Here is a 21,628-nt window from a genome sequence, read left to right as displayed (position 1 = left end):
TCACGGCTTGCGGGCGAGGCCGCCGTGTTCGCCGATGAGCTCCGGGGTCGCGGAGCCGGCTTCCGGACGCCAGTGGGTGACCGGGACGACCCCGGGGTCCACGAGGTCCAGGCCGTCGAAGAACGCCGTGATCTGGTCGACGGTACGCAGGATGTAGGGAGCGGCGCCGCTCTCGTTGTAGGCGTCCTGGGCCCGGTCGAACTCGGGATCGATGCCCCGGGAGCCGTCGTTGACGGAGAGGTAGCTGCCGGACGGAAGCGCGTCCATCAGCCGGGTGACGATGGAACGCGCCTGGTCGTAGTCCGCCACGTGCCCCAGGATGTTGCTGAGGATGAGGGCGACGGGCCGGTCGAAGTCCAGCGTCTTGGCGGCTTCCCTCAGGACGCTGTCGGGGTCGAGCACGTCGGAGTCGATGTAGGCGGTCGCGCCCTCGGGGGTGGAGTAGAGCAGCGCGCGGGCGTGGGCGAGGACCATCGGGTCGTTGTCGACGTAGACGATCCGGGTCTCCGGGGCGATGCGCTGGGCGACCTCATGGGTGTTGTCGGCGGTCGGCAGACCGGTCCCGATGTCGAGGAACTGCCGGACACCCGCCTCGGCGACCAGGTACGTGATGTTGCGGCGCAGGAAGGCACGGCTGCTGCGGGCGATGGTGACGATGCCGGGAAAGACGGCGGTGTACGCGTCGCCGGCCTCCTCGTCGACCGGGTAGTTGTCCTTCCCGCCCAGCCAGTAGTTCCAGATCCGGGCCGAGTGCGGCACCGAGGTGTCGATCTTCTGGCGCGCTGCGTGGTCGGGTGTCGTCACGGGGTCGCTCATGGGTACGGTCCGTCTTTCAGCCGAGGCGTGGATGCTTCCCCATAACCTACGTCGCAACGGCCTTTTCCTGTACACCGGTTCACTTCTCCGTGGCCGGCTAGGCCGTCCGTGGTCAGCTTCGGTCATCTGCCGCGACCCGTCCGGGCGCGGTCACGGGGGCCCGGCGGAAATCGGGGCGCGGAATGCCGGCGGTTGTGCCAGGGTGGCCGGTCGGTAAGCCGTCTGCCCTCCGGGGCTCGTCCCGCTCGTGGCAGGAGTGTCCGATGACACCGTCTCGTCTGGTTCCGTTGCTGGAGCAGTTCGACTGGGCGTACGAGCGTCTCACCGGCCGTATGGCCGGGCCGGTCATGGACAGCGGGGACGGGTCGGAGACCGGGGTGATTCCCATGACGGACGAGGAGTATTTCTGGGAGCCGGTGCCGGGCTGCTGGTCGGTACGGCGGCGGGCCGACGGTCCGGGACGGCACGCGACCTCTCTGGCCGGCGCCGGTGACTGGGGCCGGGACGCCGCACCCCACCCGCATCCCTCGCCGCCGCCCTTCACGACCCTCGCATGGCGGCTGAGCCACCTCAGCGAGATGCTCCTCCTGCGGGCCGATCACACGGTGGGCACCCACAGGCTCACCCGCGACGACTATGCCGTCAGCGGAAGCGCGGCGGAAGCGGTCGCGGCCTTCGACACGGCCGCCACCGCCTGGCGGAACGCGCTGCCGCACATCGACGACGCCGGGCTGGACACCGTCGGCCGGTGCACGTACCCCCATGGCAGCGACGCCGAGGAGCCCTTCATCGACATCGTCTGGTGGGTCAACCAGGAAGTACTGCACCACGGAGCGGAGATCGGCCTGGTGCGCGACCTGTACCGTGCCGGGACGTCGTCCGGCCCTGCCAGGTCCTAGAGGCGCGGCGCGCCCGTCACCGACATCACCAGTGAGTACAGAGACGTGGTGGCCGTGATGAACAGGCGGTTGTTCTTCGGTCCGCCGAAGGTGATGTTGGAGACGGGCTCGGGCACGCGCAGCCGGCCGATGAGGGTGCCGTCGGGGTCGTAGCAGTGGACGCCGTCGTCCAGGGCGGCGGCCCACAGGCGGCCCTCGTCGTCGAAGCGGATGTTGTCGAAGTGCACGTCCCCGCGGCCCTCGGCGAAGACCTTCCCTTCGGAGAGCGTGCCGTCCTCGCGGACGTCGAACGCGTGGATCCGGGCGGCCCGGGAGTCGGAGACGAACAGCCGCTTCTCGTCCGGGGACAGGATGACGCCGTTGGGCCCGTCGAATCCGTCGGCGGCGAGCCGCACGTCCCCCGACGCCGGGTCGATCCGGTACACGTTGCACGCGCCGATCTCGGACTCGGCGCGGTGGCCCTCGTAGTCGCTGGTGATGCCGAAGTCCGGGTCGGAGAACCAGACCGTGCCGTCGGAGCGTACGACGGAGTCGTTCGGGCTGTTGAGCCGCTTGCCGTCGTAGCGCTCGGCGAGGACGGTCACCGTGCCGTCGGGTTCGGTGCGGGTGACGCGGCGGTTGCCCTGTTCGCAGGTGACCAGGCGGCCCTGCCGGTCGAGGGTGTTCCCGTTGCTGTGGCCGGCCGGAGTGCGGAAGACACCGACCGTGCCGGTGGCCTCGTCCCAGCGCAGGAGGCGGTCGTTGGGAATGTCGCTCCAGATCAGCTGGCGCCAGGCGGGGAGGTACAGCGGGCCCTCGGCCCAGCGGCAGCCGTCGTGCAGGACCTCCAGTCTGCTGTCGCCGTTCGCGCAGCGTCCGGTGCGGAAGCGGTCATCCAGGATCTCGTACGGGCCGTCGGTGGACATGGCGTCCTCTCAGCGGAATGATCGGAATGTCATTCAACGTAACACGCAGATTGCCGAATCAGATACTGTTCTTGTATGAAGTCGGTAGATGAGATTGACCGTCGGCTGATCGCGTTGCTCCAGCGGAACGCCACCCGGCCGTACGCCGCTCTGGGCAAGGAGGTCGGCCTGTCGGCGGGCGCCGCCCATGAGCGTGTCCGCAAGCTGCGCGAACAGGGCGTCATCAGGGCCACCACGGTCGACGTCGACCCCGAGGCCCTCGACCGCGGAGTCCTCGCCTTCGTGCTGGTGGACTCCACGGCGTGGATGGGGGACCGGGCGGAGGACTTCGCCGCCGTGCCGGAGATCCAGGAGGCGCACGTCATCGCCGGCAGCGCGGCCGTCCTGGTCAAGGTGCGCACGGCCACCACCGAGCGGCTCCAGGACGTGCTGCGCCGCCTCTACGCGATCGACGGCGTCAGCGGTACCCAGGCGACGGTGGTCCTGGAGACGTTCTTCGAACGGCCGCTGGACGCCGGTTAGCGGCCTGCGCGGCTGGACGCCGACGGCTTTCGCGGGGAGCCGGGAACGTCAGGCCCCCCCGGGAACCGGGTGTTCCGGTCAGCCGGGCGAGAAGGGGAGCATCGCGACCGGCTCGGACAGTGCCGTCTCCTCCGCCTCGGTCGGAGCACGCCGGCCCGTGCCGATCGGCAACGACTTCGGCGACCGCGGTGCGCAGCGCCGTCCAGGAGCCGGGGAAGAGATCCAGGGCCGCAAGCCGGCAGCGCCGACCGTTCGGCTGCGACCGATATCACCCGGGACCGCGAAGCGGTACTCGGACCGGGTGCACCGAACCGCCCCTCAGGCGTCGGCCGGCGCGGGTTCCTCCGGCGGGTCGCTGAGCTGCTCGCGGACGTAGTTCCAGACCACCGCGATCAGCGCGGCGACCGGCACGGCGAGCAGGCTGCCGATGATCCCGGCCAGGCTGCCGCCGAGTGTCACCGCCAGCAGGATCACCGCCGCGTGCAGACCGAGCCCTCGGCTCTGGATGATGGGCTGGAACACGTTGCCCTCCAACTGCTGCACCACGACGATGATCGCCAGCACGATCAGCGCGTCCGTCAGGCCGTTCGACACCAGGGCGATGAGCACCGCGACGAAGCCCGCGAACAGGGCACCCACGATGGGCACGAACGCGGACACGAACGTCAGCACCGCGAGGGGCAGTACGAGCGGCACGCCCAGGATCCACAGGCCGAGGCCGATGAAGACGGCGTCGAGCAGACCCACGAGCGCCTGCGAGCGGACGAAGGAACCCAGCGTCTCCCAGCTGCGCAGGGCGACGGCCGGGACGTCGGTGGCGAGCCGGCCGGGCAGCTGGCGGCTGAGCCACGGCAGGAACCGCGGCCCGTCCTTGAGGAAGAAGAACATCAGGAAGACGCCCAGGACGGCGGTGATCAGACCGTTGACCACGGTGCTCAGGCCGGTGGCCACCGTGGTGACCACACTGCCGATGCTGTCCTGGACGCGCGCCATCGCGGAGTCGAGCGCACTGGTGATCTGGCTGTCGTCGACGTTCAGCGGCGGCCCCGCGGCCCAGTCGCGCAGCCGGGCGATGCCTTCGACCACGCCGGCGGTCAACTCGTCGGTCTCGGAGGACATCGGCACCGCGATCAGCGCCACGATGCCCGCGACGGCCAGGAGGAACGCCACGGTCACCACCGCGGCGGCCAGTGCGGGACGCCACCCGTGCCGCCGCAGGAATCGGGCCGAGGGCCAGGTCAGCGTGGTCAGGAGCAGACCGACTATCAGCGGCCACACGATCGGCCACATGCGGCCGAGGATCCACAGGGCCACCGCGAGCATGACAAGTATCAGCAGCAACTCGGCAGAGGTGCGCGCGGTGGTACGGAGCGCGGCACGGGTCCTCGCGGAACTCAATCTGGCAGACATGGGGTCACCCTATGGCGACGCCAGTTGCCCTCCGCGCCCGAGTCCTTCCTTCGCGGGCGAGAGCCGGTTCAGGAGACCTTGACCCAGTCGAGCGTGCGCTCCACCGCCATCTTCCAGCCGGCGTACCCTTGCGCGCGCCGGTCCTCCGGCCACCGCGGTTCCCAGCGCCTGGACTCGTGCCAGTGAGTGCGCAGTTCATCGGTGTCCCGCCAGAACCCCGTGGCCAGTCCCGCCGCGTAGGCCGCGCCGAGTGCGGTGGTCTCCGCGATGACGGGACGGCTGACCGGTACGCCGAGGACGTCTGCCTGGATCTGCATGCAGAGGTCGTTGGCGGTCACACCTCCGTCGACCTTGAGCACGTCGAGGTGGACACCGGAGTCCTGTTCCATGGCCTCGACGACGTCGCGGCTCTGGTAGCAGATGGCTTCCAGAGTCGCCCGCGCCAGGTGCGCGTTGTCGTTGTAGCGGGCGAGTCCGACGATCGCCCCCCGGGCGTCGGAACGCCAGTAGGGGGCGAACAGGCCCGAGAAGGCGGGGACGAAGTACATGCCGCCGTTGTCGTCGACGGTCCGGGCGAGCTCCTCGCTCTCCGCCGCCGTCTTGATGATCTTCATCTGGTCGCGCAGCCACTGCACGGCCGACCCCGTCACCGCGATGGAGCCCTCGAGCGCGTAGACCACCGGGCTGTCGCCGAACTGGTAGGCCACGGTGGTCAGAAGACCGTGCTGGGAGCGGACCAGTTCCGTGCCGGTGTTGAGCACCAGGAAGTTGCCGGTGCCGTACGTGTTCTTGGCCTCACCGGGCGCGAAGCAGACCTGACCCACGGTGGCCGCCTGCTGGTCGCCGAGGACCCCGCCGATGGGAACGGCGGCGCGCAGCGGCCGGGAGGTCCGGGTCGTGCCGTAGGCCTCCGCGTGCGACGAGGGGTTGATGGTGGGGAGCATCGACCGGGGGATGCCGAAGAAGCCCAGCAGTTCGTCGTGCCAGTCGAGTGTCTCCAGGTCCATCAGCATGGTCCGGCTCGCGTTGGTCACGTCGGTGGCGTGGATGCCGCCGTCGGGACCTCCGGTCAGGTTCCACAGGACCCAGGCGTCCGTGTTGCCGAAGAGGGCGTGGCCCGCTTCCGCCGCCTCGCGGACGCCGTCGACGTTCTCCAGGATCCACTGGATCTTTCCGGCGGAGAAGTAGGTCGCCGGCGGCAGTCCGGCCTTGCGGCGGATGACGTCGCCCCGGCCCGAACGGTCGAGGTTCGCGGCGATGGCGTCGGTGCGGGTGTCCTGCCACACGATGGCGTTGTAGTAGGGGCGGCCGTTGCGCCGGTCCCAGACCACCGTGGTCTCCCGCTGGTTGGTGATGCCGATGGCGGCCAGGTCGGTCCCCGACAGCCCGCTGTGGCGCAGGGCGTTCTGCATCACCGAGTTGGTGCGCTCCCAGATCTCCACCGGGTCGTGCTCCACCCACCCGGAGCGGGGGAGGATCTGCTCGTGCTCCAACTGGTGCTTCGCCACCTCGTTGCCGCCGTGGTCGAAGATCATGAAACGGGTGCTGGTGGTCCCCTGGTCCACCGCGCCGATGAAGTCCGCCATGCTGTGCCGCCTCTCCGGCCGGTGTCAGTCCTCCGGCGCCGGTACGCGCCCCGTGGGCTCCGGCTCCGCCGTAGGCAGGAACCGGCCGATGAAAACCTTGTACAGACCCGCGCCGAGCACGCCGCCGATCAGCGGGCCGAGGATCGGTACCCAGAAGTAGAGGTTCCCGTACTGATCTCGCCATGCTCCGCCGTACCCGGTGAGGAAGCTGGCCAGCCGGGGACCGAAGTCGCGGGCCGGGTTGATGGCGTATCCCGCGTTGGTGCCGAAGGCCATGCCGATCGCGACCACGACCAGGCCGATGACGAACGGGGCCAGGTTCGCGCCCGGCGGTGTGTTCAGCAGGTCCGTGATGGCCATGATGAGCAGCAGCAGGATGGCGGTGCCGATGACCTGGTCGCGGAAGGCGCCCCACTCGTGGACCGGGAGAGCGGTGTTGCCGTTGGCGGGCAGCGTGGAGAACACGGTCTGCGTCTTGATGGTGTGGCCGGGGTCGGCCTTCGCCAGCGCTTCGGTGTAGTTCCAGCGGACGAGGAGAGCGGCGACGAAGGCACCGGCCGTCTGGGCCAGCGCGTAGGGCGCCACCTTGCGCCACGGGAAGCCCTTGAACACCGCGAGCGCGACGGTCACCGCCGGGTTGATGTGGGCGCCGCTCAGCCTCGCCGCCACGTAGACGCCCAGGGTGACACCGAGGCCCCACGCCCAGGAGATGCTGTCGTGGTCCCCGAGGCCGCCTTCCGGATCCGTGAGGGCCCCGCCCGCGGCCACTTGGGCCACCACACCGCAGCCGAAGAGGATGAGGATCATCGTGCCGGCGAATTCGGCCGACAGTTCACCGATCAAGCCGGACCTTTTGAGCCGTTCAGCCATGGAAGCTCACCTTCCGCCGGCTGAACCGGCATCGACTGTCCGAACCTCTCTTTCGGCAGATTAGGGTCGTAAGCGGCAAGCCGCACATGAAGTACGGCCGTTTGCCTGATCGCTCGCCGTCAGCCGGTGCGGTCAAGGGCGGGGGCGATCACGGCGAAGGCGCGGCCGGTCAGTTCGAGGGGGCGGTCAGTGCCGTCCCGGCGGCCAGTTGCGGACAGAGGTCGGCGTCGGGGGTGAGTCCCGGGCCACGCGCCAGTTCCTGGAGCGTCAGGAGCAGTGGCGTGACGGCCTGACGGCGGACCTGCGCACTCCCGCCCTGCACGCACGCTTGCCCATGTCGGTCAGGAACTGAACGACCACGTCCTCCTTGGACGCGAAGTACCGGAAGAACCTCCGCTTGGACACTTCGGCGGTGGTGGCGATCTCGTCGATGCTGACCGCGTCGACACCCTTCCCGCTCGCCCAGTCCCCGGGCCGGGGCGCGCTGCCGCAGTTGCACGCGGCGACCGACCCGAGTGCGCGCAGCGGCGAGTTCATCGGGCCGGACGGTCCGGCGGAGCTGCGCGGCGGGCCGGCACGGGTACGGCTGGCACCCGCGGCGGCGGACGCCGAGACCGGCCGACGCCTGTGGGAGTTGTCGGAGCGGCTGACCGATGTGCGCTTCCCGCTCCCGCCCGTGCCCGACTGAACTCGACCTCGGCCTGGGTCAGAGGTGATCCGGACCGATGGGCAGCCGGCGCTTGTGGTCGGTCAGCCGGTAGCGGGTGACGATCTTCTCGAAGGCCTGCTCGTCCACCGGCTTGCCCTCCAGGAAGTCGTCGATGTCCTGGTACGTGACTCCGAGAGCGTCCTCGTCGGCCTTGCCGGGGTCGAGGGTCTCCAGGTCGGCCGTGGGGACCTTCCGCACCAGCTCGGCGGGCGCGCCCAGCGCGTCCGCGACCGCGCGCACACGGCGCTTGGTCAGGCCGGTCAGCGGAACCAGGTCGGCGGCGCCGTCACCGAACTTGGTGAAGAAGCCGGACACGGCCTCGGCCGCGTGGTCGGTGCCGACGACCAGTCCGTCGTGCGCGCCGGCCACGGCGTACTGGGCGATCATGCGCTGCCTGGCCTTGACGTTGCCCTGCACGAAGTCCTGGTGCCGGGCGTCGCGGAAGGTCACACCGCCGGCGATCAGCGCCTCGAGCGCGGCGTCGCTCGCGGGCTTGATGTCCACCGTCAGCACGTGGTCGGCCTTGATGAAGGAGAGCGCGAGCTGGGCATCGTGCTCGTCGGCCTGGACCCCGTGCGGCAGCCGCATCGCGTAGAAGGCCGCCTCGTGTCCCTCGGCGCGCGCCCGCTCGACGGCGAGCTGGCACAGTCGGCCCGCGGTGGTCGAGTCGACACCGCCGCTGATGCCGAGGACGAGAGAGCGCAGACCGGTGGAGGTCAGCCGCTCGGCAAGGAAGGCCACCCGGCGTTCGATCTCCCGTTCGGCATCGAAGGTCTCCGCGACCTCCAGTTCCCGGGCGATCTCCAGTTGCAGGGCGATGGACGCCGACTCGCTCAATTCCGCTCCTCGTTCGATTCCCTGGGGTTTCCCACTCACCCTACCCACGAGACGCGCAGCCGCTCCGGCGGGACCGTCCCGGGTCAGCGGCCCTTGCGTACCCTGGCCGCCGCGCGGGCTTCCGCGGCCTTGCGGGCCTCGGTGGTCTTGCGGGACTCCTTCGCGGGACGGCCCGAACGGGCGCCGAGGCCGCGGAAGGGGGCGTTGCCGCCGCTGGTCCGCGGCCCGGTCGGCGGGCGTTTCGCACCGGTGATGGTGGTCAGCTTCTGTTCGCCGGAGCGCACCGGGGTGACGGTCGGCCGGATTCCGGCCTCGGACATCATCCGGTTCACCTCGCGCCGCTCGTCGGGAGTGACCAGCGTGACCACGCTCCCGGACTGTCCGGCGCGCGCCGTACGCCCGCCGCGGTGCAGGTAGTCCTTGGCGTCGGCCGGCGGATCGACGTTGACGACGAGGTCGAGCGCGTCGACGTGGATGCCCCGCGCCGCGACGTTGGTGGCCACCAGCACGGTGACCTTGCCCTCCACGAACTGGGCGAGCGTGTGCGTGCGCTGCGGCTGCGACTTGCCGCTGTGCAGGGCGGCGGCCCGCACGCCGCTGGCCCGCAGGTGACGGGTGAACCGGTCGACCGCGGCCTTGGTGTCCAGGAACATCAGCACCCGGCCGTCGCGTGCGGCGATCTCGGTGGCGGTCGCGTACTTGTCGGCGGGGTGGATGGTCAGTACGTGGTGTTCCATCGTGGTGACCGAGGCCGACGCCGGGTCGACCGAGGCGAGGACCGGGTCGTGCAGATGGCTTCGCACCAGCTGGTCGACGTCGCGGTCGAGCGTGGCGGAGAACAGCAGCCGCTGCCCGTCGGCGGGCACCTGGTCCAGGATTCCCGAGACCTGCGGCAGGAAGCCCAGGTCGCACATCTGGTCCGCCTCGTCCAGCACCGTGATCCGCACGTGGTTCAGGTGGCAGTCACGACGGGACACCAGGTCGGCCAGTCGTCCCGGCGTCGCGACGACCACCTCGGCGCCGTCGCGCAGCTGCGTCGCCTGTCGGTTGATCGCCAGCCCGCCGACCACGGTCGCCAGTCGTACGTTCAGCGCCTGCGCGTACGGGGTGAGCGCGTCGCTCACCTGTTGGGCGAGTTCCCGCGTCGACACCAGGACCAGCGCGAGCGGACGCTTCGACTCCGCCCGGCGACCGGCGGTCCGGACGAGCAGGGCGAGGCCGAAAGCCAGCGTCTTGCCGGAGCCGGTCCGCGCGCGACCGAGGACATCGCGGCCGGCCAGCGCGTCGGGCAGGGTCGCCGCCTGGATCGGGAAGGGCGTCGTCACCCCCAGGCCGGTCATCGTCTCCCGCAGCGCAGGCGGAAGGCCGAGGGCGTCGAAAGACGCGACGGCCGGCCGGTCCGCCGACTCCGACGGCGCTGTCGTTCGCTGGGATGCGCCGGCCCCGGAGGCTCCGGTGGCCGACGACGGCTTCGCGTTCATGGGGGACCTCCCTGATCAGGCGCCCGGAACGCCACCGGGTCCGTACCCCTCGGTACGGACCCGGGCGCCTCAAAGCGTGCCTCCACTTTACCAGCGGGCACCCTGAGGCCCGGCGGTCCGGGCAGACCCCGCGGCGCTCGCGACGGGCACCTGCTCCGCGTCCCGGGAGCACACGGAGGCGGCTCCCGCAGCCGGCGACGCCGGCCCCGGTGCCTCGCCCGCCTACTTGGTTCCGACCCTTCCGAGCGGGTCCGGTCCGGTTGTCGGCTCGGCGCCCGCGGTCATCCCGAGGTCGACGGTGAGCGGTGATGCGCCGCTTGGACGCGGCGGTGGCTCCAGGCGAGCAGGGCGAGCAGAATGAAGCCGGAGATGATCAGGCTCGCCCCGGTGGCCCATCCGGAGTACGGCACCTGCGGGACGAGTCCCCACACCACGCCCGCACCGACGAGGAAGAGTCCGACCAGGACCGAGCCGGCGATACGCCACGGTGAGGAGACGCTCTCCTCGGCCGCACGCATCGCCTGCCCGCGGACCGGAGCGACGAACCGGTCCAGTGCCGGGACGGCACGCGACAGCAGCACCACCCCGGCGAACACGAGCAGCAGGCCCGGCCCGGGCAGTACCAGCAGGGCGATTCCGATCACCACCAGCACGGCGCCGAGGGCGCCCAGGGCGGCTCGCCGGATCGATTCGACACTGCGCGCCATGTCGCCACGCCTTCCCGCGGTCGGCAGAACTCCGGTTCCCTTCGGCCTGCCCAACCTTAGGCAGGCATCGTGACGCAGGCGAATTCCATCGGACGTTGTTCACCGCTGCCGGCCGATGGCTGAACAGTCCGGCCCGCACTGAACGGGACCCACGGTGCGGACGCCGGTCACGCGGAGTGCGAGGGCGGCGCGGACGAGAGCGCCGAAGAGCCGGCCAGGCGGTCGGCCGCGCCCGCACCGGCGCAGCCGCCGTCCGAGGAACCGGTGGACCGGGTCGGCGGCATGTGCGCGTCGACGACCGCGCTTCGGGCCGTCCGGAAGGGCAGCGCGGCGGACCTGGCGGAGGTCCGGAAGCCGGACAAGGGCGGCGCGTCCGCCGAGTTCCTCGCCGTCAGTCACATCTCCCGCGCCCCGCGGCTGGGTGGTTCGGGTGGTGTGGCCGAGCTCGGCGACGACCTCACCGGGACCGCCGTCGCGCAGAGCGAGGACGGTCGGGCGGGTGGTTGTGGACATCGCCCGTGAGGTGCTGACGGCCGCGGGCTGGGCAGTCGGCGCAACGCCTACGGGGGGCACCTCTAGTCAAATTTGGCTAGAGTGGGTGCATGGTTGAGAAGACGATCCCGATCCTGCCGTGCCGTACCCTTCAGCCCGTTCTCGACTTCTACACCGCCCTCGGGTTCGAGGTGGCGTTCCAGCAGCGGAGCCCCAATCCGTACGCGGTCGTAGAGCGCGGTGGCATCGAGCTGCAGTTCTTCGGCCTGAGGCAGTACGAGCCGGCCGAGTCGATCAGCACCTGCTACGTCCTGACCGACGACGTCGACGGGCTGCACGCCGCGTTCCGGGCGGGGCTCAAGGCGGCGTACGGGAGGGTTCCCACGCGAGGGCTGCCGCGTATCGGACAGCTCAAGGACATGTCGTACGGCGTGAGGCAGTTCCTCATGACCGATCCGGGCGGCAACTGCATCCGCGTCGGGCAGCCGACCGGCGAGGACCCGCGTCACGGGCCCGCTCCCGAGGAGACCTTCGCCCGCGCCCTGCACCACGCCTCGCTCCTGGCGGACTCGAAGGAGGACCCCGCAGGCGCGGCGAAGGTCATCGACCGGGTGCTTCGCCTCCCGGGGGAGCGGCCCACGTCTGTGCGGCTGTTCCGCCTCCTCGTGCTGCGAGCGGACGTCGCCGGGCGTCTCGGCGACGAGGAGACCGCGACGACCGCACTCGCCGGTGCCGCCGCGGTCCGACTCACCGCCGAAGAGCGGGAATCGGTCCAGGACGACCTCAGGCGTCTCGAAGAGCTGCGTGACTGAGGTCCGCTCGCGGCATGAGTGCGGTACCCCGGGCGGTGGTCGGCATGACAAGCTGGGGCCCTGTTGTCCGAACCCAGGAGGTCACCATGACTGCAGAGTCTTCATCGCGAGCAGGTTCGGAGTCGGCTGACGTCGAGAGCCCTTCCGTGGCGCCCGACAAGAACGGCCAGTACGACCTGAAGGGCAAGTTCCGGGAGGCTCTGGAACGCAAACGCGGCAAGCAGGCGGAGGCCGCGGCTCTCGCCGCGCACACCGAGGCGTCGAAGATCCGCGGCGCCCATGGTCCGGCTGCCAGTCAGCGGTCGTTCCGGCGCAAGAGCGGCGGCTGATCGCGCGGCCGGCCGCTGGGCGGCCGGCGTGACCGGGCCTCTCCGGCCGGGGCCCCGCGGCGCCGTCCGGAGAGGCGACCGCTCGGCCGGGCCCGGAGAACGTGTCATTTTCCGAAGCCGTGCCTCCCGGTCCGGCAGTCCGAGCGACAACGCCGCCTCGACCTCGCCGTGCCGTGTCTCCAGCTCCTCCAGGGCACGCCGTCCCGCGAGCACCGTCGCGGTCAGCGCGCCCCCGATCAGGATCCCGGTGACGGGGATCAGCGCGATGCCCCTGACCGGCAGCAGCCCGATGGCCACGAGCAGCAGGACGACCGGGAACACGGCGACACCGATCGGTACGGCGGCCCACCACCAGGTGTGATGGCCGGTGATGCGGCGGCCGGCCGTCCATGTCGCCACCGCGAACATCATGGCGACGAAGGTGAAGAGCAGCGCGCGCGAGCCGAACGCCCACCGGACGACGGCCGCTACGGCGGCCAGCTGGACGGTCGCCCGGAGTCCGGCGGTGACGATCGCGCGGGTGTGGCCGAGCCGGGCCGACGCGGCCACCCCCGCCGCGACGACGAGCAGCAGGGCGAGTGCGACGCCGAGCGCCGGGTTCACCGGGAGCAGGGTCGAGGCCGACGTGATCACAGCTCCACCCTGAGGCGGGGACCCTTCAGGGCCGGCTGGTCAAGTAGCCGCCCATGGAGGTGAAGTACTCCGTCGCGGACAACTCCCGCCCGTCCTCGGTGCGTACGCGCGTGATGGCGAGGCCCCGGTTGCGCCCGGTGCGCGCGTCGGCCCCGGCGACGATCACCACGCCGTCCCCCTCGCGGTAGAAGACGCGGCCGGGCGTACCGCCGTAGCGGCCCTGGGACACGACGGCGGCGAGGACCTCCAGTCGCCTGCCCCGGTGGAAGGTGAAGGCGCTGGGGTAGGGATCGGACTGGGCGCGCACCAGGCGTTCCAGGTCCTCGGCGGGCCAGGACCAGTCGATGCGGATGTCCTCGGCGGAGCGCTTGTGGAAGAAGCTCGCCTTGGACCGGTCCTGCTTGGTGAACTCCGTCCGGCCCGCGGCGATGAGGCCGAGGGCGCCGATGGTGACCGGAGCGATGAGGTCGACCGTCTTGTGGAAGAGGTCGGTGGCGGTGTCCGCCGGTCCGACCGGCACCGCCTCCTGCCGGACGATGTCCCCGGCGTCCAGTTCGTCGTCCATCATGTGCGCGGTGACGCCCACTTCGGTCTCTCCGTTGATCAGGGCCCAGATCAGCGGGGAGAAGCCGGCGTACTTCGGCAGTAGCGAGTCGTGGACGTTGAGCGTGCCGTGGCGCGGGAGGCTGAAGATGTGCGGGGGGATCCACGTCCGCCAGTTGTTGGCCACGATGACGTCCGGGTCGGCCTCCTTGAGGCGTTCGAACAGCTCGTCGTCGTCGGGGCGGTTGCGGATCAGCACCGGCACGCCGTGCTCCTCGGCGAGGTCGGCGACGGAGTCGCTCCAGATCTTCTCGTAGGCGTGCTCGCTCTTGGGGTGCGTCACGACCAGCACCACGTCGTGTTCGGAGTCCAGGAGGGCTTGGAGGGTGCGGTGCCCCCAGGTCTGGTAACCGAACATGACGACCCGCATGGGGTTCCTCCTCGAGGCAGGGGATGGCCCGGGCAAGTAAAGCAAGCCTTACCTTGGTCCGCAACGGCTGCGTGCGGACCGTCAGTTGAAGGATCTTGCCACCGGATCGCCCTATCGACAGCGGCACAGCATTAGCTTAGGCTCACCTAAGTTTCCGGCGGCCGCTCCGCCGGCATGTCCCATTTCGGCAATCCCCCACGCCCGACAGGTGACTGTCCCGCACGATGGGAGTGACATGTCACAGGTTCTTCCTGATGACGCAACACTGGTCCACGACCTCATTGGCATCGGCTTCGGACCGTCCAATGTCGCCATGGCGATCGCGATCGGCGAGCACAACGCAGGCGCCGGCGAGCAGGAGGCGGTCAGCGCTCGCTTCTTCGAGCAGCAGCCGCGCTTCGGCTGGCACCGCGGCATGCTGATCGACGACGCGACCATGCAGGTGTCCTTCCTCAAGGACCTGGTGACACTCCGGAACCCGGCCAGCGAGTTCAGCTTCCTCTGCTACCTGCAGAGCAAGGGACGGCTGATCGACTTCATCAACCACAAGAACCTCTTCCCGCTGCGGGTGGAGTTCCACGACTACTTCGAGTGGGCCGCGGCCAAGGTCGACGACATGGTCTCCTACGGTCACGAGGTCGTCGGCGTCGCGCCAGTCGCCCGTGACGGAGGCGTGGACCACCTGGAGGTGACGGTCCGTTCGGGGGAGGGGCTCGAGGTCCACCGGGCGCGCAACCTCGTCATCGGAACCGGGCTGCGCCCCCTCGTGCCGGACGGAATCGAGCGCGGCGACCGCGTCTGGCACAACTCCGAACTGCTGGCGAAGGCCGACGGGTTGGAGGGCACCTCGCCGTCGCGGTTCGTCGTCGTCGGCGCCGGTCAGAGCGCCGCCGAGAACGTCGCCTACCTGCACCGCCGCTTCCCCGAGGCCGAGGTCTGCGCGGTCTTCACCCGTTACGGCTACAGCCCCGCCGACGACAGTGGGTTCGCCAACCGGATCTTCGACCCCTCGGCGGTGGACGAGTACTTCGCCGCGCCCGGCAGCGTCAAACGCCGGCTGATGGACTACCACGGCAACACCAACTACTCCGTGGTGGACATCGACCTGATCGACGACCTGTACCGGCAGATGTACCGGGAGAAGGTCCTCGGCACCGAGCGGTTGCGCTTCCTCAACGTGTCCCGGCTCACCGAGGTCAAGGAGACGCCCGACAGGGTCCGTGCCACCGTCACGTCCCTCGTCACCGGCGAGGAGACTCTCCTGGACGCGGACGTCGTGGTCCTCGCCACCGGCTACAGTCCGGCCGACCCCCTCGGCCTGCTCGGCGAGGTCGCGGACCGCTGCCTGCGGGACGAGGAGGGTCTCGTCCGGGTCGAGCGTGACTACCGCGTCGCGACCGACCCCGACCTGCGCTGCGGCATCTACCTCCAGGGCGGCACGGAGCACACCCACGGCATCACGTCGTCCCTGCTGTCCAACACCGCCATCAGGGTCGGGGAGATCCTGGAATCGCTCCTCGCCCGGGGCCTCAAGTCCACATCCGACGAGGCCCGGACGGTCGCCGACGGAACCGGCACCGCCGCCCGTTAGTGTACGTCGCCATGACCACGACTGCGGTTGAGCGCCCCCTGCCCAGGGGCACGACGGAGGCCCGCCGAAGGCGGGTCGCGGGATTGGGCGCGCTCGCGGTGATACTCGTGGTCGCGGCAGCGGCGTCGCTGGCCGTGGGCGCGCGCGCGTTGAGTCCCGCCGAGGTGTGGCACGGGCTCTTCGCGGCGCCCGACTCCGATCAGCGGCTCACCGAGATCAGGCTCATCGTGCGGACCGTGCGGGTGCCCCGCACGGTGCTGGGGATCGTCGCGGGCATCGCCCTGGGGATCGGCGGGGCACTGATCCAGGGCTACACGCGCAATCCGATCGCCGACACGGGCCTGCTCGGGGTGAACTCGGGTGCCTCGTTCGCCGTGGTGTCGGGGATCGCCCTGTTCGGGTTCACCGACCCGTTCCAGTACGTCTGGTTCGCCTTCCTGGGCGCGGCGGTCGCGGGTGTCGTCGTGTTCGGGCTGTCGAGCATCGGCCGGGGCGCGGGCAACCCGTTGACGCTCGCACTGGCCGGGCAGGGCGTCACCGTGTTCCTCGCGGCGATGACCACGGCGGTCGCGCTGACGGACCAGGCCTCGCTGAACGCGCTGCGGTTCTGGAACGCGGGCTCGGTGGCCGGTGTCGGGTTCGACGTCATCTGGCCGGTGACCGGGTTCATCGCGGTCGGGCTGGTGCTGGCGCTGACCACGCTGCCCGCCATCAACCTGCTCAACCTCGGTGACGACGTGGCGCGGGGGCTGGGTGTGAACATCGCGCTGAGCCGGACCGTCGGCATCGTCGCCATCACGCTGCTGGCGGGCGCGGCGACGGCGGCTTGCGGCCCCATCGCGTTCATCGGCCTCATGGTGGCTCACGTGGCCAGGTATCTGACCGGGCCGGACTATCGCTGGCTGGTGCCGTACGCGGGGCTGCTGGGCGCCGTCGTGCTGCTGGTCTGCGACATCGTGGGACGCTTGGTGGTGCGGCCGGGGGAGCTGGACGCGGGTGTCCTCGTGGCGCTCCTCGGCGCGCCGTTCTTCGCGGCCCTGGTGTGGCGCGGAAAGTTCAAGAACGCGTGAACGGGGCGGATGTGAAGGTGAACCAGGCCGACGTGCGGCCACCACTGACGCCCGGCGTGCGGCTCGGACGCGTGTCGTTCGTATGGCGGCCCTGGACGGCGTGCGTGACGCTGCTGCTGGCGGCGGCGGTCTTCCTGGTGTTCTGTCTGTCGATCGGGGTCGGGGACTTCCCGATCAGCCTGCCTCGGGTGGTCGCCACCCTCTTCGGCCGGGGCGAGTCGGTCGACGAGTTCGTGATCATGGACCTGCGGATGCCGCGTGCTCTCGCCGGCCTCGTCGTGGGGATCGCGCTGGGGGTGTCCGGCGCGCTCACGCAGTCCATCGCGCGCAACCCGCTGGCGAGCCCGGACATCCTCGGCATCACCAGCGGCGCCAGCGCCGTCGCCGTGTTCCTGGTGACCGTATCGGGCGGCACCGCCGCCGCGATCGTCAGCGCGGTGGGCCTGTCCGCGGCGGCGCTCGCGGGCGGTCTCGGCACCGGCCTGCTGGTGTACTTCCTGGCGTGGCGGCGGGGCATCGACGGCTTCCGGCTCATCCTCATCGGCATCTCGGTCAACGCCGTGATGCAGGCGATCACGACCTGGCTGCTGGTCACGGCCGACATCAGGGACGTGGCCCGGGCCCAGGCGTGGCTGGTCGGTTCGCTGGACAACCGGGGGTGGAACGAGGTCTGGGTGGCGCTGTGGGGCACGCTCGTCCTGCTGGTCGTCGTGTCCTGTGTCGCGTTCCAGTTCAAGCCCATGCACTTCGGTGACGAGGTCGCCGCGGGCCTCGGCGTCCGGTACGCGATGGTGCGGGCGGTCCTGCTGCTGTGCGCGGTGCTGCTGGCCGGCGTCGCGGTGAGCGCGGCGGGCCCGGTCCCGTTCGTGGCGCTGGTGGCGCCGCAGGTGGCGATGCGTCTGGCGAGGTGCCCCACACCGCCGTTGGTGGCCTCCGGCATGGTGGGAGCGCTGCTGTTGATCGGCTCGGACCTGATCGCGCGGACGGCCCTGCCGGTCTCCCTCCCGGTCGGTGTCGTCACCGCCGCAGTCGGCGGCCCCTTCCTCGTCTATCTGCTGGTGCGGGCGAACCGCCGATAGCCGGTACGCGGACAGCTGGTACAAAGTAAGGCGAGCCTAAACAAGGGGGCCTTGTGGTCGTTCAGTCCATCACCGCGGCCAAGTCCGCAGTCGACGGCGCCTCACGGCTGGCAGCCAGGGGTGTCTCGGTCGGCTACGGCGCCCGGACCGTCATCGACGAACTCGACGTGGCGATCCCGCCCGGGGTGATCACCACGATCATCGGGCCCAACGGCTGCGGGAAGTCCACCCTGCTGCGGACGCTGTCGCGGTTGCTCAAGCCGACCAGGGGGACGGTCGTGCTGGACGGCGAGGACATCGTCACGCTCAGGACCAGGGACGTGGCGAAGAAGCTCGGTCTGCTGCCGCAGGCACCGGTCGCACCGGAGGGGCTGACGGTGTCCGACCTGGTCGCCAGGGGCCGCCACCCGCACCAGGGCTGGCTGCGGCAGTGGTCGTCGGACGACGCCGCCGTCGTGGAGCGCGCGCTGGCCATGACCGGGGTGTCCGACCTCGCCGACCGCCCGGTCGACTCGTTGTCCGGCGGCCAGCGTCAGCGCGTCTGGATCTCGATGACCCTGGCCCAGGGCACCGACCTGCTGCTGCTGGACGAGCCGACCACGTACCTGGATCTGGCGCACGCGATCGACGTGCTCGATCTGGTGGACGACCTGCACGAGTCGGGGTGCACGGTGGTCATGGTGCTCCACGACCTCAATCTGGCCACGCGCTACAGCGACAACCTCGTCGTGATGCGGGAGGGGGCGGTCCTGGCACAGGGACACCCGCGCGACGTGATAACCGCCGAACTGCTGCACGAGGCGTTCGGGCTGCGCGCCAAGGTGATCGACGATCCGGTGGGCGACCGCCCCCTCATCGTCCCGATCGGACGGACCCACGTCGAACTCGACCAGGCCGTAACAGAGTTGTAGTGGTGAGGGTAGGCTAACCTCACTCGATCGCGGTAAGGTTTGCTGCCCTTAGACGGGGGCGCAGTGGACAGTGCGACAGCAAGGGAACTCCGGATGCTCCTCCACAGAACGACGCGTATGAAGTCCCGGCAGCGGTTGGCGGCGGTACTGTCCGCGGCCGCCCTCGGCGCCGGCCTCCTCGCGGGCTGCGGTTCCGACTCGAACGACTCGGCGGACAAGGCGGGCGCCGACACCTCGACCGCCGCCTCCGGCGCCTTCCCGGTCACCGTGGAGCACGCGTTCGGAACCACCGAGGTCACCGAGGCTCCCAAGCGGGTCGTCTCCGTCGGCTACACCGACGACCAGACCATCCTGGCGTTCGGCATCAAGCCGGTCGGCATGGTCGACCAGTACCCGAACCCCGCGGGTCAGAGCCCCGACATCAACACCCAGTGGCCCTGGGTGAAGGACGAGTGGGGCGACACCAAGCCCGAGGTCGTCATGAAGAACGGCGACTCCGGCCCCAACTTCGAGAAGATCGCCGCCCTGCGGCCCGACCTGATCGTCGCGGTCTACTCCGAGATCGACCAGGCCGCCTACGACAAGCTCTCCAAGATCGCCCCGACGGTGGGACGCACCAAGGCCGAGAAGGAGCCCTTCAGCGCTCCGTGGCAGGACAACGCCCTCCACATCGCCAAGGCGCTCGGCAAGGCCGAGGAGGGCGAGAAGAAGGTCGCGGACATCCAGGGCAAGCTCGACGCGGCCAAGAAGGCGCACCCCGGGCTGGCGAGCCAGACCGCCGTCGTCCTGTCCTGGTACGAGGACTCGGTGGCGCCGTTCACCTCCACCGACGTGCGCGGACGGCTGGTGACGGGCATCGGCTTCAAGTACCAGACCGAGATCGACAAGGTCGCGGACGGCAACTTCTACACCAAGCTCTCCCCGGAGCGTGTCGACCTCGTCGACGTCGACCGTATCTTCGTCATCAACGACAAGGCGGACCAGGACAAGCTGAAGAAGTTCAAGCTGTTCACCAACCTGGACGCCGTCAAGAACGGCAAGGTGTCGTACCTGCTGGACAGTGAGGGCCCGGCGGTCGGCGCGGCCATCTCCCAGGGCACCCTGCTGTCCATGCCGTACGCGATCGACGAACTCGTCAAGTCGGTCGGGTAGGTGTGAGCAGCACAGACACACGCGTCGCCCCGGCCATCCTGCGCACGGCGACCGGACGCGAGGCCGGCCGATGGATCGCGGCGCACTGCCGCGAGGTGCCCTGGCTGACGGTCACCACCGTGCTCACCACGGTGGCCGGCGCGGCGCTCCAGGTGCTCCCGGTGCTGCTGCTCGGCCGGGTGGTCGACGGGGTGGTCGAGGGCGAGTCGAGATCGGTCCTGGTCACCATCGGGGCCCTGATGGTGGCCGCCGCGCTGCTCGGCGCGGTGGCCACCGCGGTGTCGACCTACCTCATCGGACGGCTGGGCGCCGACCTTCTCGCGCGGCTGCGGGAAGGCGCCGTCCGGGCGGTGCTGGGGATGCCCAGCACGCGGATCGAGCAGGTCGGACGGGGAGACGTGCTCTCCAGGGTCGGCGACGACGTCGCCGTGATCTCCAAGGGCATCCGGACGGCCGTCCCCACGGTGTTCTCCGCGGGGGTCCTGGTCGTCATCGCCACGGCAGGCATGTTCGGGCTGGACTGGCGGCTCGGTCTCGCGGGCGCCGGCGCGCTGCCCGCGTACGCGCTGGCCCTGCGCTGGTACCTGCCGCGGTCCGCGCCGCTCTACCGGAAGCAGCGGATGGCGCAGGCCGACCGCGCGCAGGCCCTGATCAGCGGTCTGAACGGTATCGACACGGTCCGGGCGTACCGCCTCGAAGGCGCCTTCCGCGAGAAGGTCACCACCGAGTCCTGGAGAGTGCGCGATCTCGGTATCGAGGTGTTCCGGTTCTTCGGCCGGTTCGTCGGCAGGGAGAACCGTGCCGAGTTCATCGGGCTGACCCTGATCATCGTGGTCGGGTACGCCCTGCTGGAGGCCGACGCCGCCAGCCTGGGCGAGGTGTCGGCGGCCCCGCTGCTGTTCCACCGGCTGTTCACCCCGCTGGGCGCCATCATGTTCACCTTCGACGAGGCGCAGAAGTCGGGCGCGAGTCTGACCCGGCTGGTCGGGGTGCTGGCGGAGGACGCGGAAGACCGGCTGGTGGGCGACGCGTCGGTGGCGGTGGCGGAGTCCGCGCCGTATCCGGTGACGGTTCAGGGGCTGACGTTCGCCTACCCCGGCACCGAGGAGCCGGTCCTCAGGGACGTCGACCTGACGATTCCGGCGGGTGGCTCGCTCGCCCTGGTGGGGGCGACGGGCGCCGGCAAGACGACCCTGGCCGCGCTGATCGCGGGCATCGGGACACCGCAATCCGGGTCGGTGCGAGTCGGGCCGACCGATCTGGCCGGCCTGGACGAGGCGGGGGCACGGGCCCTGGTGAGCATCCTGACGCAGGAGACGCACGTGTTCTCCGGGCCGCTCGCCGACGACCTGCGGCTGGCGGCGCCGGAGGCGAGCGACGCCGAACTCATGGCCGCCCTGCGCACGGTCGGCGCCGACGCGTGGGTCGACGCGCTGCCCGACGGGCTGCAGACCCTGGTCGGCGAAGGCGGCGAACGCCTCGACGTCACCAAGGTCGCCCAGATCGCCCTGGCCCGGCTGGTGTTGAGCCGCTCGCCGGTGGTGGTGCTGGACGAGTCGACCGCGGAGGCGGGCAGCGAGGGCGCCGCCGAGCTGGAACGGGCCGTGCTGGCCGCCTGCGCGGGCCGGACCACGCTGTTCGTGGCGCACCGGCTGACCCAGGCGATGGCGGCGGACCGGATCGCCGTGCTGGACGCGGGGCGCGTCGTGGAGGAGGGCACCCACGAGGAGCTGGTGGCTCTGGGCGGCCGGTACGCACGGCTGTGGCGGGCCTGGCGAGAAGGTAGTTAGGGATGCCTAAGTTAGGTTAGCCTGCCTTGATTCCTTGGAAGGGGCGTTGAGTCT

Annotated in this window: 22 protein-coding genes and 2 pseudogenes; 12 read left to right on the top strand and 12 right to left on the bottom strand. The window is 70.5% G+C overall.

Annotated features, from left to right (window positions below):
- Entirely contained in the window at positions 1 to 816 is an 816-nt protein-coding gene (locus ACIQ6R_RS14930) for an SAM-dependent methyltransferase (RefSeq protein ID WP_404221518.1), read from the bottom strand.
- Between the two features lie 263 nt (positions 817 to 1,079).
- Here ACIQ6R_RS14930 and ACIQ6R_RS14925 point away from each other — a divergent pair, with 263 nt between their 5' ends.
- Entirely contained in the window at positions 1,080 to 1,715 is a 636-nt protein-coding gene (locus ACIQ6R_RS14925; RefSeq protein ID WP_404221516.1) for a DinB family protein, read from the top strand.
- Here ACIQ6R_RS14925 and ACIQ6R_RS14920 read toward each other — a convergent pair.
- On the bottom strand, positions 1,712 to 2,620 hold the full coding sequence (locus ACIQ6R_RS14920; protein WP_404221514.1) for an SMP-30/gluconolactonase/LRE family protein: 909 nt from the start codon (positions 2,618 to 2,620) through the stop codon (positions 1,712 to 1,714). The two genes, ACIQ6R_RS14925 and ACIQ6R_RS14920, sit on opposite strands and share 4 nt — an antisense overlap.
- Positions 2,621 to 2,695: 75 nt before the next feature.
- On the opposite strand from ACIQ6R_RS14920, the gene ACIQ6R_RS14915 reads away from it, so the two are divergent.
- Positions 2,696 to 3,142, top strand: a complete 447-nt coding sequence (locus ACIQ6R_RS14915; RefSeq protein WP_121745305.1) for an Lrp/AsnC family transcriptional regulator — start codon at positions 2,696 to 2,698, stop codon at positions 3,140 to 3,142.
- 318 nt (positions 3,143 to 3,460) lie between these two features.
- Here the strand turns inward: ACIQ6R_RS14915 and ACIQ6R_RS14910 are convergent, their stop codons facing one another.
- The 5 genes from ACIQ6R_RS14910 to ACIQ6R_RS14890 all read right to left on the bottom strand — a co-directional run bounded on the left by ACIQ6R_RS14910 (position 3,461) and on the right by ACIQ6R_RS14890 (position 7,545).
- Positions 3,461 to 4,552: an AI-2E family transporter gene (locus ACIQ6R_RS14910; RefSeq protein WP_404221512.1), complete on the bottom strand. Its 1,092-nt coding sequence runs from the start codon at positions 4,550 to 4,552 to the stop codon at positions 3,461 to 3,463.
- A gap of 68 nt (positions 4,553 to 4,620) precedes the next feature.
- The gene (glpK, locus tag ACIQ6R_RS14905) at positions 4,621 to 6,138 is read right to left on the bottom strand and encodes a glycerol kinase GlpK (protein ID WP_404221510.1); all 1,518 of its coding nucleotides are present in this window, start codon (positions 6,136 to 6,138) and stop codon (positions 4,621 to 4,623) included.
- Between the two features lie 24 nt (positions 6,139 to 6,162).
- Entirely contained in the window at positions 6,163 to 7,008 is an 846-nt protein-coding gene (locus ACIQ6R_RS14900; protein ID WP_404221507.1) for an MIP/aquaporin family protein, read from the bottom strand.
- A 169-nt stretch (positions 7,009 to 7,177) separates the two neighbouring features.
- Positions 7,178 to 7,330 (bottom strand): hypothetical protein, encoded by a 153-nt coding sequence (locus tag ACIQ6R_RS14895; protein WP_404222199.1) that lies wholly within the window; start codon positions 7,328 to 7,330, stop codon positions 7,178 to 7,180.
- Positions 7,276 to 7,545 carry a TetR/AcrR family transcriptional regulator gene (locus ACIQ6R_RS14890; protein WP_404221505.1) on the bottom strand — a complete coding sequence of 90 codons (270 nt, stop codon included), beginning with the start codon at positions 7,543 to 7,545 and terminating at the stop codon, positions 7,276 to 7,278. The genes ACIQ6R_RS14895 and ACIQ6R_RS14890 overlap by 55 nt, the downstream gene beginning before the upstream one ends.
- Between ACIQ6R_RS14890 and ACIQ6R_RS14885 the strand changes: the two are divergent.
- Positions 7,460 to 7,696: pseudogene (locus tag ACIQ6R_RS14885) on the top strand (short-chain dehydrogenase); the annotation flags it as partial. The gene ACIQ6R_RS14890 and the pseudogene ACIQ6R_RS14885 sit on opposite strands and share 86 nt — an antisense overlap.
- Before the next feature lie 18 nt (positions 7,697 to 7,714).
- Here ACIQ6R_RS14885 and nadE read toward each other — a convergent pair.
- The 3 genes from nadE to ACIQ6R_RS14870 form a co-directional block, all read right to left on the bottom strand.
- On the bottom strand, positions 7,715 to 8,554 hold the full coding sequence (nadE, locus tag ACIQ6R_RS14880; protein WP_404178843.1) for an ammonia-dependent NAD(+) synthetase: 840 nt from the start codon (positions 8,552 to 8,554) through the stop codon (positions 7,715 to 7,717).
- Between the two features lie 83 nt (positions 8,555 to 8,637).
- Positions 8,638 to 10,035 carry a DEAD/DEAH box helicase gene (locus ACIQ6R_RS14875; RefSeq protein WP_404221503.1) on the bottom strand — a complete coding sequence of 466 codons (1,398 nt, stop codon included), beginning with the start codon at positions 10,033 to 10,035 and terminating at the stop codon, positions 8,638 to 8,640.
- 281 nt (positions 10,036 to 10,316) lie between these two features.
- Positions 10,317 to 10,742, bottom strand: coding sequence for a PGPGW domain-containing protein (locus tag ACIQ6R_RS14870; protein ID WP_404178846.1), 426 nt, complete (start codon positions 10,740 to 10,742; stop codon positions 10,317 to 10,319).
- A 264-nt stretch (positions 10,743 to 11,006) separates the two neighbouring features.
- Here ACIQ6R_RS14870 and ACIQ6R_RS14865 point away from each other — a divergent pair, with 264 nt between their 5' ends.
- From ACIQ6R_RS14865 to ACIQ6R_RS14855, 3 genes are all read left to right on the top strand, one after another.
- Positions 11,007 to 11,264, top strand: a complete 258-nt coding sequence (locus ACIQ6R_RS14865; protein WP_404221501.1) for a hypothetical protein — start codon at positions 11,007 to 11,009, stop codon at positions 11,262 to 11,264.
- An 80-nt stretch (positions 11,265 to 11,344) separates the two neighbouring features.
- Positions 11,345 to 12,046: a bleomycin resistance protein gene (locus tag ACIQ6R_RS14860; protein WP_404221499.1), complete on the top strand. Its 702-nt coding sequence runs from the start codon at positions 11,345 to 11,347 to the stop codon at positions 12,044 to 12,046.
- A gap of 86 nt (positions 12,047 to 12,132) precedes the next feature.
- Positions 12,133 to 12,375: a DUF5302 domain-containing protein gene (locus ACIQ6R_RS14855; RefSeq protein ID WP_404222172.1), complete on the top strand. Its 243-nt coding sequence runs from the start codon at positions 12,133 to 12,135 to the stop codon at positions 12,373 to 12,375.
- 114 nt (positions 12,376 to 12,489) lie between these two features.
- Here the strand turns inward: ACIQ6R_RS14855 and ACIQ6R_RS14850 are convergent.
- Positions 12,490 to 13,008 (bottom strand): annotated as a pseudogene (locus ACIQ6R_RS14850) (ABC transporter permease); the annotation flags it as partial.
- Positions 13,009 to 13,033: 25 nt separating this feature from the next.
- Positions 13,034 to 13,981 carry a methionyl-tRNA formyltransferase gene (locus ACIQ6R_RS14845; RefSeq protein WP_404178858.1) on the bottom strand — a complete coding sequence of 316 codons (948 nt, stop codon included), beginning with the start codon at positions 13,979 to 13,981 and terminating at the stop codon, positions 13,034 to 13,036.
- 235 nt (positions 13,982 to 14,216) lie between these two features.
- Between ACIQ6R_RS14845 and ACIQ6R_RS14840 the strand changes: the two genes are divergently transcribed.
- The 6 genes from ACIQ6R_RS14840 (at position 14,217) to ACIQ6R_RS14815 (ending at position 21,574) form a co-directional block, all read left to right on the top strand.
- Positions 14,217 to 15,572: a lysine N(6)-hydroxylase/L-ornithine N(5)-oxygenase family protein gene (locus ACIQ6R_RS14840; RefSeq protein WP_404178861.1), complete on the top strand. Its 1,356-nt coding sequence runs from the start codon at positions 14,217 to 14,219 to the stop codon at positions 15,570 to 15,572.
- 11 nt (positions 15,573 to 15,583) lie between these two features.
- Positions 15,584 to 16,642 carry a FecCD family ABC transporter permease gene (locus ACIQ6R_RS14835; protein ID WP_404221497.1) on the top strand — a complete coding sequence of 353 codons (1,059 nt, stop codon included), beginning with the start codon at positions 15,584 to 15,586 and terminating at the stop codon, positions 16,640 to 16,642.
- A complete protein-coding gene (locus tag ACIQ6R_RS14830; protein ID WP_404221495.1) occupies positions 16,639 to 17,721 on the top strand; it encodes a FecCD family ABC transporter permease in 1,083 nt (360 codons plus the stop codon). The genes ACIQ6R_RS14835 and ACIQ6R_RS14830 overlap by 4 nt, the downstream gene beginning before the upstream one ends.
- 53 nt (positions 17,722 to 17,774) lie before the next feature.
- A complete protein-coding gene (locus ACIQ6R_RS14825; RefSeq protein WP_404221493.1) occupies positions 17,775 to 18,632 on the top strand; it encodes an ABC transporter ATP-binding protein in 858 nt (285 codons plus the stop codon).
- Between the two features lie 93 nt (positions 18,633 to 18,725).
- Positions 18,726 to 19,784, top strand: a complete 1,059-nt coding sequence (locus ACIQ6R_RS14820) for an iron-siderophore ABC transporter substrate-binding protein (RefSeq protein ID WP_404221491.1) — start codon at positions 18,726 to 18,728, stop codon at positions 19,782 to 19,784.
- A 2-nt stretch (positions 19,785 to 19,786) separates the two neighbouring features.
- Positions 19,787 to 21,574 (top strand): ABC transporter ATP-binding protein, encoded by a 1,788-nt coding sequence (locus ACIQ6R_RS14815; RefSeq protein ID WP_404221489.1) that lies wholly within the window; start codon positions 19,787 to 19,789, stop codon positions 21,572 to 21,574.
- Positions 21,575 to 21,628 lie beyond the last annotated feature (54 nt).

This window comes from Streptomyces sp. NPDC096048, from assembly GCF_044763415.1.
GTDB lineage: Bacteria > Actinomycetota > Actinomycetes > Streptomycetales > Streptomycetaceae > Streptomyces.
The sequence above is the reverse complement of the archived record's forward strand: the minus strand, read 5'-3'. Positions and strand labels throughout refer to the sequence as shown.

Excerpts from the sequence above, each read along its gene's own strand:
- ACIQ6R_RS14855 (WP_404222172.1), top strand. The coding sequence starts at position 12,133 with ATGACTGCAGAGTCTTCATCGCGAGCAGGTTCGGAGTCGGCTGACGTC.
- ACIQ6R_RS14925 (WP_404221516.1), top strand. The coding sequence starts at position 1,080 with ATGACACCGTCTCGTCTGGTTCCGTTGCTGGAGCAGTTCGACTGGGCG.
- ACIQ6R_RS14915 (WP_121745305.1), top strand. The coding sequence starts at position 2,696 with ATGAAGTCGGTAGATGAGATTGACCGTCGGCTGATCGCGTTGCTCCAG.
- ACIQ6R_RS14870 (WP_404178846.1), bottom strand. The coding sequence starts at position 10,742 with ATGGCGCGCAGTGTCGAATCGATCCGGCGAGCCGCCCTGGGCGCCCTC.
- ACIQ6R_RS14835 (WP_404221497.1), top strand. The coding sequence starts at position 15,584 with ATGACCACGACTGCGGTTGAGCGCCCCCTGCCCAGGGGCACGACGGAG.
- ACIQ6R_RS14820 (WP_404221491.1), top strand. The coding sequence starts at position 18,726 with ATGCTCCTCCACAGAACGACGCGTATGAAGTCCCGGCAGCGGTTGGCG.
- ACIQ6R_RS14860 (WP_404221499.1), top strand. The coding sequence starts at position 11,345 with ATGGTTGAGAAGACGATCCCGATCCTGCCGTGCCGTACCCTTCAGCCC.
- ACIQ6R_RS14845 (WP_404178858.1), bottom strand. The coding sequence starts at position 13,981 with ATGCGGGTCGTCATGTTCGGTTACCAGACCTGGGGGCACCGCACCCTC.
- ACIQ6R_RS14920 (WP_404221514.1), bottom strand. The coding sequence starts at position 2,620 with ATGTCCACCGACGGCCCGTACGAGATCCTGGATGACCGCTTCCGCACC.
- ACIQ6R_RS14900 (WP_404221507.1), bottom strand. The coding sequence starts at position 7,008 with ATGGCTGAACGGCTCAAAAGGTCCGGCTTGATCGGTGAACTGTCGGCC.
- glpK (WP_404221510.1), bottom strand. The coding sequence starts at position 6,138 with ATGGCGGACTTCATCGGCGCGGTGGACCAGGGGACCACCAGCACCCGT.
- ACIQ6R_RS14890 (WP_404221505.1), bottom strand. The coding sequence starts at position 7,545 with ATGAACTCGCCGCTGCGCGCACTCGGGTCGGTCGCCGCGTGCAACTGC.
- ACIQ6R_RS14840 (WP_404178861.1), top strand. The coding sequence starts at position 14,217 with ATGTCACAGGTTCTTCCTGATGACGCAACACTGGTCCACGACCTCATT.
- ACIQ6R_RS14875 (WP_404221503.1), bottom strand. The coding sequence starts at position 10,035 with ATGAACGCGAAGCCGTCGTCGGCCACCGGAGCCTCCGGGGCCGGCGCA.
- ACIQ6R_RS14930 (WP_404221518.1), bottom strand. The coding sequence starts at position 816 with ATGAGCGACCCCGTGACGACACCCGACCACGCAGCGCGCCAGAAGATC.
- ACIQ6R_RS14910 (WP_404221512.1), bottom strand. The coding sequence starts at position 4,552 with ATGTCTGCCAGATTGAGTTCCGCGAGGACCCGTGCCGCGCTCCGTACC.